Raw genomic sequence first — 12,994 nt, 5'->3', positions numbered from 1 at the left:
TTCTCCCTAATCGAAGTTCATCTTGCTGGCTTTCAAATTCAGGATCGCCAGCGCGCCCACCAACAGGAAGATCAGCGTGGCGATGGCGGCCGCCAGCCCAAAGTCTTGCCCGCCGCCGCCTTCGAAGGCGATGCGGTAGGTGTAACTGACCAGCAGGTCGGTATAGCCGGCCGGCGTGGTGGTGCCGATCATGTCCGGGCCGCCGTTGGTCAGCAGTTGGATCAGCACGAAGTTGTTAAAGTTGAAGGCGAAGCTGGCGATCATCAGCGGCGTCAGCGGCTTGATCAGCAGCGGTAAGGTGATGCGGAAGAAGTTTTGCCACGGGTTGGCGCCGTCCATCGCCGAGGCCTCGTACAGATCGTCCGGGATCGCTTTCAGCAGCCCCATGCACAGGATCATCATGTACGGGTAGCCGAGCCAGGTGTTGACGATCAGGATCATGCTCTTGGCGGTGAGCGGATCGCTGAACCAGGCCGGTTTGATGCCGAACAGATGGCTGAGCATCATGTTGATCTCGCCGAAGCTCTGGTTGAACAAACCTTTGAAGATCAGGATCGAGATGAATGACGGCACCGCATAGGGCAGGATCAGCAGCACGCGGTATATCGCTTTGCCTTTCAGCGCCTCCCACTGCACCACGCAGGCCAACACCATGCCGACCGCCACGGTCAGGATCACCGTCATCACCGAGAACACGATGGTCCAGATGAAGATCGACACGAACGGTTTCTTGATGCCCTCGTCCTGCAGCACCCGCAGGAAGTTTTTCCAGCCGGTGGTGACGGTATAGCCCGGGCTCAGGGTTTCCTGCGCCCAGCCGCCGTCGGCGTTGATCGCCTGATAGAAGCCGATATCGCCGTTCGGTCGATAGCGGACCTGAGTCTGGTTATTGGTCAGCGTGCTGCCGTCTTTGTCCAGCGCATACAGCGGGCGGGTACCGGAGAACTGGCGCAGGGAACTCATGCGCAATTCACCGCCGTCGGGCAACTGCGCCACCAGCTGGCTCAGCGCCTGCCGATTCTGGGTGATCGCTCGCAGCGTGGCGCGTTCGCCCTGCGGCGCGACGCTCTGCACCGTCAGTTTCAGGGTTTGCGGCGGGGCGGCGTCGAGGCGGAAAGGCTCGGAGATCAGCGGCTGTTCGCTGTCCGGCGGCGTCAGCTGCAGGCGCCACTGCTGGTTTTCCGCCGGGTAGAGGCCGAAGGTAAAGGTTTTGCCGCTCTGGAATTGGCGCTGCATCAGCACCGATTGTGCGCGTTCAAAAGTCAGCTGGTTGGTGCTGCTGTAGTTGGTAAAGGCGATGGCGATGGTGCAGATCAGCGGGAACAGGACGAACAGCCCCATGCCGGCGATGCCGGGATACACATAGCGCCAGGCGTAGGCGCGGCGGTTGGCGAAGACGTAAAGCCCGGCGCTGACCAGGATCAGCGTCAGGATGGCGAACAGGTATTCACCCTGTGCATACATCAACACAATCAGGTAGCAGGTCACCAGGCTGAACAGGCCGACCACCAGCCATTTCAGCACGTCGCTTTGCCACCACTTCGATTTTTTACGCACAGGCGTCCCGGCGTGAGCGAATTGCATAGGGCGTTCCTTTCTGTGAAGCAACGGCGGGGCACAGGTCCCTTCATACTTGGAGCTACACCTTTGTTGGCTGCGTCCACTCACCCCGGTCACATAGCTATCTATGCTCCCGGGGATGTGCGTACTTGCCGTCGCGGTGTAACTCCAATTATTTAGGGGATGTTAATCCCGCACAACATCATTACTTGGTGATACGGGTCTGCACGTCGTCCAGCGCGGCTTTCACCGTCTGACGGCCGCTGACGGCGTTGATCACCGCGCTGCGTTCGGCGTACCAGAAGGCGCTCATCTGCGGGATGTTCGGCATGATTTCCCCGTTTTGCGAATTCTGCATGGTGGCGGCGATCTTCGGATCTTTGGCCAGCGCTTCCTGATAGGACTTCAGCGCCACCGCGCCCAGCGGTTTGTCTTTGTTGACGTCCGCCAGCCCTTCGTTGGTCAGCAGGTAGTTCTCGAGGAACTCGGTCGCCAGCTCTTTATTCGGGCTGGCGGCGTTGATGCCGGCGGTCAGCACGCCGACGAACGGTTTGGACGGTTTGCCTTTGAAGGTCGGCAGCAGCGTCACGCCGTAGTTGATTTTGCTCTGCTCGATGTTGTTCCAGGCCCACGGTCCGTTGATGGTCATCGCGGTCTGGCCTTTGTTGAACGCGGCTTCGGCGATCGAGTAATCGGTATCGGCGTTGATGTGCTTGTTTTTCACCAGGTCGACGATGAACTGCAGACCGGCCTGCGAACCGGCATTGGCGACGCCGACATCCTTGATGTTGTATTTGCCGTTCTCATACTTGAAAGCATAACCGCCGTCGGCGGCGATGATTGGCCAGGTGAAGTAGGGCTCCTGCAGGTTCCACATGATGGCGCTCTTGCCGTTGGCGCGCAGCTGTTTGTCCAGCGCCGGGATCTCTTCCCAGGTCTTCGGCGGCTGTTTGACCAGGTCTTTGTTGTAAATCAGCGACAGCGCCTCGACGGCGATCGGGTAGCCGATCAGCTTGCCGTCATAGCGCACGGCGTCCCAGGTGAACGGGAACAGCTTGTCCTGGAAGGCTTTGGACGGGTGGATTTCGGCCAGCAGGCCGGACTGCGCATAGCCGCCGAAGCGGTCGTGGGCCCAGAAGATGATGTCGGGGCCGTCACCGGTGGCGGCCACCTGTGGGTATTTTTCTTCCAGCTTGTCCGGGTGCTCGACGGTGACCTTGATGCCGGTGTCTTTTTCGAATTTCTTGCCGACTTCGGCCAGACCGTTATAGCCCTTGTCGCCGTTGATCCAGATAACCAGTTTGCCTTCCTCGATCTTGGCGAAGGCGGAAGAAGAGAGCACCAGGGTGGCCAGTGCCGAGAGCGCCAGCGTACGGGCGAGGGTAATGCTGCGAGTCATAATCCAATCCTTCTTTTTGTGGGCACATAAATCAAGGAGAGACGTTTCGCGGTAATAGTGGGTCACAACGCGACATATTCTCATCCTCCCCCCCTCTACGCCCCTGAGATGAGGAGTGTGATCCAGTTAACGTTGCGCTCTATTCTGTGGCGTCAGGCACAAAATAGGGGGGCGATTTTTGCCAGCCGGATCACAGATTTGCCTTAAGCGCGGAACTTCTCATCGCTGCGGTCGTTCTCTCATCCTCCCGCCTCCTCCCCCATGAAAAATCCTGTTACGGATGATTACCCTTTCCGGCGACTCCCGCACTATCGGCCCATTGATTTTCAACGCCACGCGCAGCAGGGGTACCGGATTTATGTCGTCAATGCCTATCGTCACCCAGCCCACCCTGTACCGGATCCATCCGGCCAGTTTCCGTGACGGAAACGGGGACGGCGTGGGTGACGCGCATGGCATGCTGGCGGCGCTGCCATATCTGAAAGCGCTGTCGATTGACGGCGTGTTGCTGCCGCAGGCGCTGGCGCCGGAGGCTGAAGCGGCGGTGACGGGCGAAGGACTGACGCTGTGGTACGCCGATGAAGCCAACCGCGTGCGCAATGCGGCCGCGCCGCAGCGGTTCGCCCACGGCGCATTGGCGCTGGACGTGATGCCGTTCAGCGCAGAGAGGCTGGTGGCGGTGCTGCATGCCCGCCGAGGCTCGTTGGCGGACAGCCTGTGGAGCACCGGCGACGCCGAACAGCCCCGAGTGGTCAGCCGTTGGGGGCAGGGTGACCTGCGTTCCGCCGCCGCTTTTCTGACGCTGCTGGCGATGTTGCCGGCGCCGATCTGCCTGTATCAGGGCGAAGAGCTGGGGCTGCCGCATGCCGCCGGCTTGCAGGATCCGCGCGGCGCGCAAACGCCGATGCCGTGGCATGAGGCTCCCGAACAGGTCACCGCCGGCGAAATCAGCTGGTATCAGCAGGTGGCGATCGAACACCGCGCATTGGCCATCAGCCGCCAACAGCACGACAGCCACTCCACCTTACGTTATTGCCAGGCGCTGCTGGCCCTGCGCCGTTCGCCGCTCATCCAGCGCGGTGAGCTGAGCGCGATCAGCCAGCGGGACGGCGTGGTGCGCCTACTTATTACCCATCAGGATCAATGCCTTGAAGCGCTGATAAACCTGCAGCCTTATACTCAGGCGGCCGCGCCGTCTGAGGCGACCTTGCCGTTGGCATGGCAGTACGGCGCGCAGCAAGAGGGTCATCAATGGGTTTTGGCGGGCTTTGCCTCCGCCATTTTCACACGACATGTTAACTGCGAAAGCAGGGGAGTAACGCATGGCTAGCGTGACACTGCGCAGCGTTTATAAGGCCTTCGGTGAGGCCGTGATTTCAAAAGACGTCAATCTGACCATCGAAGACGGCGAGTTTGTGGTGTTTGTCGGGCCGTCGGGCTGCGGTAAATCGACGTTGTTGCGCATGATCGCCGGGCTGGAGGACATCACCTCCGGCGAGCTGCTGATCGGCGAGAAACGTATGAATGAGGTGCCGCCTTCCGAGCGCGGTATCGGCATGGTGTTCCAGTCTTATGCGCTGTATCCGCACCTGTCGGTGGCGGACAACATGTCGTTCGGCCTGAAGCTGGCCGGCGCCAGGAAAGCGGAAATCAATCAACGGGTGAATCAGGTCTCCGAGGTGCTGCAGTTGGCGCACTTGCTCGATCGGCGGCCGAAAGCGCTGTCCGGCGGGCAGCGTCAGCGCGTGGCGATCGGCCGCACGCTGGTGGCCGAGCCGGACGTGTTCCTGCTCGACGAACCGCTGTCCAACCTCGACGCCGCGCTGCGAGTGCAGATGCGTATCGAGATCTCCCGTCTGCACAAGCGCCTGCAGCGCACCATGATTTACGTCACCCACGATCAGGTCGAAGCGATGACGCTGGCCGACAAGATCGTGGTGCTCGACGCCGGTCGCGTGGCGCAGGTCGGCAAGCCGCTGGAACTGTACCACTACCCGGCTAACCGCTTCGTCGCCGGGTTCATCGGCTCGCCGAAGATGAACTTCCTGCCGGTCAAGGTGACCGCCGTGCAGCCGCAACAGGTGCAGGTCGAACTGCCCAACCGTCAGTTGGTCTGGCTGCCGGTCGAAGGCGCGGGCGTTCAACCCGGTGCCAACCTGTCACTGGGCATTCGCCCTGAACATCTGCTGCCCGGTGAGGCCTCTGAAGTGCGGCTTACCGGCGACGTACAGGTGGTGGAGCAGCTCGGCAACGAGACGCAAATCCACATCCAAATCCCGGCCATCCGTCAAAACCTGGTGTACCGCCAGAATGACGTGGTGCTGGTAGAAGAAGGTGCCACATTCGCCATCGGCCTGCCGCCTCACCGCTGCCACCTGTTCCGTGAAGACGGTACGGCATGTAAACGGCTGCACCAGGAGCCGGGCGTTTAAAGCATCAAAGTCGGTATAACAGGAGAATAATGATGACTACTCTGCGCAAACTTCCTCTGGCACTGGCTGTCGCCGCCGGTGTTCTCTCTACCCAGGCGCTGGCCGTGGATTTCCACGGTTACGCCCGTTCCGGCATCGGCTGGACCGGCAGCGGCGGTGAGCAACAGTGCTTCAAGGCCACTGGCGCCGCGAGCAAATACCGTCTCGGCAACGAATGCGAAACCTACGCCGAGCTGAAACTGGGGCAGGAAGTGTGGAAAGAAGGCGACAAGAGCTTCTATTTCGACACCAACCTGGCCTATTCGGTCTCGCAACGTTCAGACTGGGAAGATGTGACCCCGGGCTTCCGCGAAGTCAACGTGCAGGGTAAAAACCTGATCGACTGGCTGCCGGGCTCCACGCTGTGGGCCGGTAAGCGCTTCTATCAGCGTCATGACGTTCACATGATCGACTTCTACTACTGGGATATCTCCGGCCCCGGCGCCGGTCTGGAAAACATCGATCTGGGCTTCGGCAAGCTGTCCGCTGCCGTGACCCGCAACTCGGAGTCCGGCGGCTCTTACGGCTACCTGGATAACGAATGGAAACAGCGCCCGACCGTCAACGACACCTTCGATGTGCGCTTGGCTGGGCTGGAGCTGAACCCGGGCGGCACCCTGGAGCTGGGCGTGGACTACGGCCGTGCCAATGCGCAGGACCACTACCACCTGGCCGACGGCGCCAGCAAAGACGGCTGGATGTTCACCGCGGAACACACCCAAAGCATCCTGAACGGTTACAACAAATTCGTGGTGCAGTACGCCACCGACTCGATGACCTCGCAGAACAACGGCCGCAACGAAGGCGCTACCATCGATAACAACGGCAAGATGATCCGCGTGCTGGATCACGGCGCCATCGACTTCAACGATCAATGGGCGCTGATGTACGTCGCCATGTTCCAGGATATCGACCGCGACAACAACAACGGCACCACCTGGTATACCGTGGGCGTACGCCCGATGTACAAATGGACGCCGATCATGAGCACCCTGTTGGAAGCCGGCTACGACAACGTCAAATCCCAGCGCACCGGCGATCGCAACGGCCAGTACAAAGTGACCCTGGCGCAGCAGTGGCAGGCGGGCAACAGCATCTGGTCGCGTCCGGCCATCCGTCTGTTCGCCACCTACGCCAAGTGGGATGAGAAGTGGGGCTACGCTACCGGTGACGACACCGGGTATAACGCCGGCACCGCTTACAACGACACCAGCATGCATACCTTCAGTCGCGGCAAGGATGACGAAGTCACCTTCGGCGCCCAGATGGAAATTTGGTGGTAACGACAGGACGGGGAGAGCCGAAGGCTCTCCCCCAACCGCATTCGCCGCGGCCGGATCTCTTGCCTGAACCGTCGCGGCGCTGAAAGAGGATATAACGATGAAAAAGAATCTGCTGTCACTCTGCCTGTCGCTGGCGCTGACCGTCGGCGCGCCTCTGGCGGCCAATGCCGATACGCCGGCCAACGTTTCCGTCGCGCCGGCCATCAGCGCCGCCACGCTGCAAAGCCTGCCGTGGCAGCCGCTGCAGCCGCCGGTGTCGCAAGAGGTGAAGCTCGACGCCGTCAGCCCGCAACTCAATCAGGGCGAGATCCAGGGGGCGATCGCCGCCTATACGCTGCCGGCCGATCGCGGTTCGCTGGAAGTGACGCTGAGCAGCCTCGCCAAAAACAATTCGCTTTACGCGCCGAGCGTGCTGGTGCTGGATGAGCACCTGCGCCCGGCGGCATATTACCCGAGCAGCTACTTCCCGTATCAGCCGCCGGGGGCGATGTCCTCCGATCGCCTCGAAGGCACGCTGAAGCTGACGCCGGCGCTCGGTCAAAAACAGATTTACCTGCTGGTGTACACCACCCGTCAGGATTTGGCGAAAACCACGCAGCTGACCAACCCGGCCAAGGCCTACGCGCAGGGGGTGGGCAACGCGGTGCCGGATATCCCGGATCCGATCGCCGGCCACGCGACGACCGGCACGCTGAAGCTTAAGGTCACCGCTGAACAGGGAACCGGCAACGTGATGATCGGCATGTTGCAGCCTGCGCCGACCGCGGCGCCGGTGGTGGTGGGTTCGACTGCTCCGGCTGCCGTGGCGGCACCGGTGCCGGAGAAACCGGCGGAGCCGATGCTCAACGATACCGAAAGCTACTTCAATAACGGCATCAAACAGGCGGTGAAGGCGGGCGATATCGACAAGGCGCTGAAGCTGATGAATGAGGCCGAGAAACTGGGCTCGACCACCGCGCGTAAAACATTTATCAGCAGCGTTAAAGGCAAGGGGTAACACCCGGCGCTGCCGATGCTGGCTCGATGATTGGTGCGCTTTGGCGCACCTTTTTTCATCCGCGGGCCAGCGTTGCGCCGATCAACGCCAGCAGACGAGCGTTGTCCACCTGCTGCATGACGCGCACCGGCTTGCCCTGCGGCGCCGGCATGCCGACCGTCAGGCGCAGGCTGTCCGGCCTCCAGCGGCGTGAACTGCCGCGCGTCAACGCCCCTTCCAGCGCCACGTCCACATGGAACATCTCGGTCGTGACCAGCTGCGGAGCCAGCAGCCAGGCGATCACCAGCGCATCATGGATCCAGCAACCCGGCAGGTGCCGCGTATGGCGCGAATAGTCGATCCACGGTTGCGTGGTGGCGCGTAAATAGCGGCACAGCGGGGTATCCGGCTGGGTTAACTCGGCCAAATCCGCCTGGGTCAGCATGGTCTGGGTAGTGACGTCCAACGGCGCCAGCGTGATGGCAGCGCCGCTGTTCAACACCAGCCGCGCCGCTTCCGGATCCAAACCGAAATTGGTGTCCTTGATGTACCCGTCGACGTTGAACACGCCGCCCATGATCACGATCTCTTTCACCGCCTGCGCCATCCGTGGGTAAAGCTGCATGGCGTGCGCAACGTTGGTCAGCGGGCCGATCGCCGCCAGCGTGATCTCGCCGGGATGCCGGCAGATCAGTTCGCCGATGGCGATGGCGGCGTCCGGTACGGGCGCGTTGGCCGGCGAGGGCGTGGGCAAGTCACGCCACAGCGCCGCCAGTTTCGGATCGGCGATCGGGCGGTCCAGATGTGCGCGCCACGGCTCCGGCGGCTCGCTCAGGGCGCGCGCCGCGCCGAGTGCCACAGGGATCTGATAACCGCTCTGCGCCAGCAGCTCGGTGGCGACGGCGAAGCCCACTTCGCGCGGGGTGTTGCCGGCCACGATGCTGATCAGCTCCAGCTGCAGCTGCGGTTTGGCCGCCAGCGCCAGGGCCAGCGCCAGGCCGTCGTCGACGTTGGCGCCGGGAACGCCGTTGCCGGGATCGCAATCAATGATTAAACGCATATAAGGTGTCCTGAAAAACCGCTAACAGCCGCACGAATGGCGGATGCGCAGTTGAAAAGCGAATTCATGCAGCTCGGCGGGCGCGGCACCGGCGGCCAGCATGGCGATGGCCCGCTTGGCCATGGCGTCGATCGGCTGCTCGACTGCGCTGAGCGGCGGCACGCTGAACTCGGATTGCTGCGTGCCGTTAAAACAGATCAGCGCCAGATCGTCCGGCGCGCGTAACCCATGCTCCGCCAGCGCCGACAGGCAGCCGAGCGCCTGCTGCTCGTTGGAGGTGAAAACGGCGCGCGGACGCGGGCCTTGCACCAGATGTTGGGTGGCCTGGTAACCGCCCTGGCGGGTGTAAGGCGCCTCGAAAATCCACTCGTCGCGTGGCGCAATGCCCGCCTCCAGCAGCGCATCGCGCCAGCCGTTCAGGCGATCCTGCGCGTTGAGCATGGTCAGCGGGCCGATAAAAATGCCGACGTCGCGATAGCCGTGCTGCAGCAGATGGCGAGTCGCCTGGCAGGCGGCGTCGCGCTCGTCGACGCGAATGGCGCAGACGCCGGATTGGCTGTCGATGGTGTCTATCATCACGCAGGGCGTACCGGAAGCGCGGATCAGATCGAACCACGGGTGGCGATCGACGCTGGTGTACAGCAGGCCGTCGACCTGGCGTCGCAGCAGGTTGTTGATCAACTCATATTCGCGCTGACGATCGTCGCCGGCGTCCCCTAGCAGCAGCACGCGGCCGCGGTTGAAGGCCTCTTGTTGCAGCGCCCGCGCCAGAGTGGCGAAGAACGGGTTGGAAATATCCGGCACCACCAGCCCGTAGGTTTGCGTGCTGCCGGAGGCCAGCGCCCGCGCGATGTCGTTCGGCCGGTAACCGGTCTGCTCGATCGCCGCCAGCACGCGCAGCCGGGTGGCTTCCGCCACCGGGCGCGGGCCGTTGTTGATCACGTAGCTGACCACGGCGACGGAGGTGCCCGCTACGCGGGCCACGTCGGCGCGGGTAACGCGTCGCGCGGAGTGATTATCCAAATTGAGATCCTGTTCGCCTTTTCGCTACGCGGCATCCTGCGGCAGGTTGAGATCGCGGCCGCGAGTTTCGGGAGCAAAGAAGGTGGTGATTAAGCCGATGCCCGCCATTACAACAAAATAGGCCGCGATAGGCCACCAGTGACCGAAACCGGACAGCAGCGCGGTGGCGATCAGCGGCGCGGTACCGCCGGAGAGGATCGAACCGAGCTCTTTGGCGAACGCCATCTTGGAGTAGCGGTTCTTCACGCCGAACAGTTCGACGCCGTAGGCCGCTTGCACGCCGAAGATCCCCAGCGACGCGATGCACATGCCGACCACGATCACCGAGATGACGATCGCCGGTTCACGACTGTCGAGCAGCCAGAACGCCGGGAAGGCGTACAGCACCAGCAGCAGGCAGAACCCGCGGTAGGTGACGCGGCGGCCGAAGCGATCGGACAGCCAGCCGGCCAGCGGGATCACCAGAAAGCCGCACAGCGAGGCGATCAGCACCGCCAGCGCCGGCACCGATTTATCGACCATCAGCACCTTGGCGACGTAGCCGACGATAAAGCCCTGGCAGAGGTAGGAGGGGCCGTTTTCGCCGATGCGCAGGCCGAGCATCACCCAGAACGCCTTGGTGCGCTGCAGGTAGCTGCGTGAGTCCGGTGCGGCCTGGGCAGCGTCCAGCATGCGCTGGTGGTTTTGCTGCAGTTCGCGTTCGAAGACCGGCGTTTCCCGCACGTGGCGGCGCAGGTACAGCGCCACCCCGGCGATCAGAATGCTGGCGAGGAACGGAATGCGCCAGCCCCAGCTCATCAGGTCTTCCTTGTCGAGCTGCAGCACCAGCAGCCAGACCAGCGACGCCAGCAGGGTGCCGCTGTTGGAGCCGATGGCGATGATCGACGCCACCAGCCCGCGCCGTTTGGCCGGCGCGTATTCCGCCAGCATCACGGCGCCGCCGGACAGCTCCGCGCCGGCGCCGAACCCCTGCGCGAAGCGCAGGATCACCAGGCAGATGGGCGCCCAAACGCCGATTTGTGCATAGGATGGGATCAGGCCGATCAGCGTAGTGGAAACGCCCATCAGCGCCACGGTGGTAATCAGCACCACACGGCGGCCTTTGCGATCGCCTATCCAGCCGAACACCAGCGCACCGATCGGCCGCGCGACGAAGCCGACGGAGTAGGTGGCGAAGCTGGCCAGCAGGGCGACCAGCGGCGTGGCTTCGGGGAAGAACACGTCGCCGAACACCATACCGGCCGCCAGGCCGTACAGTGCGAAATCGACGTATTCCATGGCGGTGCCGAGCCAGCAGGAGAAGGTGGCGCGCCAAAATTGGCTGCGCCCCTCTTTGGTTGCCAGGCGTTCATCGGCCGCCAGCGCGGCGTCGGCGGTCTGTGGAGTGGCAAGCGTTGTTTCGCTCATGGCAGTACTATCCTCTTTTGTTCTGCGCCATGAGGGGCGCGGTTAAAGATGGTTTCCCTGGTGCCGGCAATAAGGTGTGCCGACCAATGATGTCAGACGCATGGCGATTCAACGCTGCGATGTCAGAGTATCTACGCGCGTAGATAAAACAACGCGACAAAGATGAAACTTTGCAGGCGATCACAGAACCGTCATCGTGCCGGGGAACGAAGATAGAGAACGCGGATGGCAAAAAGATGACAGAAGCCCGGTTTTTCCGGCGGATGCCACCGGCGCTTTCGCCACGAATCAGCCTGCCGCTTTCGTATTTCTGCGCTACAATGGGGGCCTGTTAACAGTTTGTATCGTCTGGCGCGCCGTACCGGCTGCGGTTCAGGCGAGGAGTAAAGCAATGTCTGGCATCAGGGATTCCATCCTGCCGCCGCTGGAGTGGCTGTCCGAACAGGATCCTCCGGCGCCCGCCACCGTCAGCGACTGGCTGATGGAGTTAGGCTCCATGACCCGCCGATTTGAACGCCATTGCGCCCAGGTGCGCGTCGAACCGCAGCGCGAATGCTTCGTCACGCGCGAGGCGCTGGGCGACGAGGCGAGCCACCTGCCCGACAGCCCGCGCTACTGGCTGCGCGAAGTGGTGCTGCTGGGCGACGACCAGCCCTGGCTGCTGGGGCGCACGGTGATCCCGGAAAATACGCTGACCGGCCCCGACCAGGCGCTGGTGGATCTGGGCACGCTACCCCTGGGGCGCTACCTGTTCAGCAGCGGCGATCTGACCCGCGACTATATCCATATCGGCCGGCAAGACGCGCTGTGGGCGCGTCGCTCACGGCTACGGTTGGCGGGTAAACCGCTGCTGCTGACTGAACTGTTTTTACCGGCTTCGCCGCTGTATTCAGCGGTTCCTGCATAAGAGAGGAGAGCAAGACCTTGGAGGGAAGCGTGACTCAAAGTAAATGGCGGGCTTACAGCCATTTGATGCGCATTGATAAACCGATCGGCACGCTGTTGCTGCTGTGGCCGACGCTGTGGGCGCTGTGGCTGGCCGGGAAAGGCGTGCCGCCGCTGTCGATTTTGCTGGTGTTCGTGCTCGGCGTGTTCCTGATGCGCGCTGCCGGCTGCGTGGTGAATGATTACGCCGATCGCGCGGTGGACGGCTACGTGAAACGCACTGCCGGGCGGCCAATGCCGAGCGGCCGGGTGAGCGCGAAAGAGGCCAAGGTGCTGTTCGTGGTGCTGGTGCTGATCTCGTTCTGCCTGGTGTTGACGCTGAATGCGATGACCATCTGGCTGTCGCTGGCGGCGCTGGCGTTGGCCTGGGTATATCCGTTCATGAAGCGGGTAACCAACCTGCCGCAGTTCGTGCTGGGCGCCGCGTTCGGCTGGGGCATTCCGATGGGCTACGCGGCGGTCAGCGAATCGCTGCCGCTCAGCTGCTGGTTGCTGCTGCTGGCCAACATCTGCTGGACGGTGGCCTATGACACGCTGTATGCGATGGTCGATCGCGACGATGACCTGAAGATCGGCATCAAATCCACCGCTATCCTGTTCGGCCGTTATGACAAGCTGATCGTCGGGCTGCTGCAGTTCGCGACGCTGCTGCTGCTGGTGTGGGTCGGTTATCTGGCGCAGCTCGGCGGGGCGTTTTACTGGTCGCTGCTGCTGGCGGGCGCACTATTCATTCATCAGCAAAAACAGATCGCCGGGCGCGAGCGTGAAGCCTGCTTCAAAGCTTTTCTGCAGAACAACTACGTCGGGCTGGTGGTGTTTATCGGCATCGCGCTGAGCTATCTGCCGGCGTAACGGTTCCCCTGAGCAAGA

The 12,994-nt window shown here is 62.4% G+C and carries 11 protein-coding genes; 6 read left to right on the top strand and 5 right to left on the bottom strand.

Annotated elements, in window-relative coordinates; translation table 11 throughout:
- Positions 1-6: 6 nt before the first annotated feature.
- Positions 7-1,584 carry a maltose ABC transporter permease MalF gene (malF, locus tag EGY12_RS05270; protein WP_123892796.1) on the bottom strand — a complete coding sequence of 526 codons (1,578 nt, stop codon included), beginning with the start codon at positions 1,582-1,584 and terminating at the stop codon, positions 7-9.
- Between the two features lie 181 nt (positions 1,585-1,765).
- Positions 1,766-2,959 carry a maltose/maltodextrin ABC transporter substrate-binding protein MalE gene (gene malE / locus EGY12_RS05265; RefSeq protein WP_025304464.1) on the bottom strand — a complete coding sequence of 398 codons (1,194 nt, stop codon included), beginning with the start codon at positions 2,957-2,959 and terminating at the stop codon, positions 1,766-1,768.
- Between the two features lie 358 nt (positions 2,960-3,317).
- Here malE and EGY12_RS23450 point away from each other — a divergent pair, with 358 nt between their 5' ends.
- The 4 genes from EGY12_RS23450 (at position 3,318) to malM (ending at position 7,710) form a co-directional block, all read left to right on the top strand.
- Positions 3,318-4,289 (top strand): hypothetical protein, encoded by a 972-nt coding sequence (locus tag EGY12_RS23450; RefSeq protein WP_123892795.1) that lies wholly within the window; start codon positions 3,318-3,320, stop codon positions 4,287-4,289.
- On the top strand, positions 4,282-5,391 hold the full coding sequence (malK, locus tag EGY12_RS05255) for a maltose/maltodextrin ABC transporter ATP-binding protein MalK (RefSeq protein WP_123892794.1): 1,110 nt from the start codon (positions 4,282-4,284) through the stop codon (positions 5,389-5,391). The genes EGY12_RS23450 and malK overlap by 8 nt, the downstream gene beginning before the upstream one ends.
- 29 nt (positions 5,392-5,420) lie before the next feature.
- A complete protein-coding gene (locus tag EGY12_RS05250) occupies positions 5,421-6,713 on the top strand; it encodes a maltoporin (protein WP_049288181.1) in 1,293 nt (430 codons plus the stop codon).
- Positions 6,714-6,810: 97 nt separating this feature from the next.
- Positions 6,811-7,710, top strand: coding sequence for a maltose operon protein MalM (gene malM, locus EGY12_RS05245; protein WP_123892793.1), 900 nt, complete (start codon positions 6,811-6,813; stop codon positions 7,708-7,710).
- 55 nt (positions 7,711-7,765) lie between these two features.
- Here the strand turns inward: malM and EGY12_RS05240 are convergent, their stop codons facing one another.
- Genes EGY12_RS05240 through EGY12_RS05230 form a run of 3 tightly spaced genes read right to left on the bottom strand, consistent with a single transcriptional unit; the run spans position 7,766 to position 11,179 of the window.
- Complete coding sequence (locus tag EGY12_RS05240; protein WP_123892792.1) at positions 7,766-8,749, bottom strand: nucleoside hydrolase; 984 nt, start codon at positions 8,747-8,749, stop codon at positions 7,766-7,768.
- 21 nt (positions 8,750-8,770) lie between these two features.
- Positions 8,771-9,772, bottom strand: coding sequence for a LacI family DNA-binding transcriptional regulator (locus tag EGY12_RS05235; RefSeq protein WP_123892791.1), 1,002 nt, complete (start codon positions 9,770-9,772; stop codon positions 8,771-8,773).
- A 24-nt stretch (positions 9,773-9,796) separates the two neighbouring features.
- Positions 9,797-11,179, bottom strand: a complete 1,383-nt coding sequence (locus EGY12_RS05230; protein WP_123892790.1) for an MFS transporter — start codon at positions 11,177-11,179, stop codon at positions 9,797-9,799.
- Positions 11,180-11,570: 391 nt separating this feature from the next.
- Between EGY12_RS05230 and ubiC the strand changes: the two genes are divergently transcribed.
- Together ubiC and ubiA are read left to right on the top strand one after the other, a co-directional pair.
- Complete coding sequence (gene ubiC, locus EGY12_RS05225) at positions 11,571-12,086, top strand: chorismate lyase (RefSeq protein ID WP_123892789.1); 516 nt, start codon at positions 11,571-11,573, stop codon at positions 12,084-12,086.
- Between the two features lie 17 nt (positions 12,087-12,103).
- Positions 12,104-12,976, top strand: coding sequence for a 4-hydroxybenzoate octaprenyltransferase (gene ubiA / locus EGY12_RS05220; RefSeq protein ID WP_047573515.1), 873 nt, complete (start codon positions 12,104-12,106; stop codon positions 12,974-12,976).
- Positions 12,977-12,994 lie beyond the last annotated feature (18 nt).

It is taken from the genome of Serratia sp. FDAARGOS_506, from assembly GCF_003812745.1.
Taxonomy (GTDB): domain Bacteria; phylum Pseudomonadota; class Gammaproteobacteria; order Enterobacterales; family Enterobacteriaceae; genus Serratia.
This window is presented reverse-complemented; position numbering and strand designations above follow the sequence as displayed.

Excerpts from the sequence above, each read along its gene's own strand:
- EGY12_RS05240 (WP_123892792.1), bottom strand. The coding sequence starts at position 8,749 with ATGCGTTTAATCATTGATTGCGATCCCGGCAACGGCGTTCCCGGCGCC.
- EGY12_RS05250 (WP_049288181.1), top strand. The coding sequence starts at position 5,421 with ATGATGACTACTCTGCGCAAACTTCCTCTGGCACTGGCTGTCGCCGCC.
- malK (WP_123892794.1), top strand. The coding sequence starts at position 4,282 with ATGGCTAGCGTGACACTGCGCAGCGTTTATAAGGCCTTCGGTGAGGCC.
- ubiC (WP_123892789.1), top strand. The coding sequence starts at position 11,571 with ATGTCTGGCATCAGGGATTCCATCCTGCCGCCGCTGGAGTGGCTGTCC.
- malE (WP_025304464.1), bottom strand. The coding sequence starts at position 2,959 with ATGACTCGCAGCATTACCCTCGCCCGTACGCTGGCGCTCTCGGCACTG.
- malF (WP_123892796.1), bottom strand. The coding sequence starts at position 1,584 with ATGCAATTCGCTCACGCCGGGACGCCTGTGCGTAAAAAATCGAAGTGG.
- malM (WP_123892793.1), top strand. The coding sequence starts at position 6,811 with ATGAAAAAGAATCTGCTGTCACTCTGCCTGTCGCTGGCGCTGACCGTC.
- EGY12_RS23450 (WP_123892795.1), top strand. The coding sequence starts at position 3,318 with ATGTCGTCAATGCCTATCGTCACCCAGCCCACCCTGTACCGGATCCAT.
- EGY12_RS05230 (WP_123892790.1), bottom strand. The coding sequence starts at position 11,179 with ATGAGCGAAACAACGCTTGCCACTCCACAGACCGCCGACGCCGCGCTG.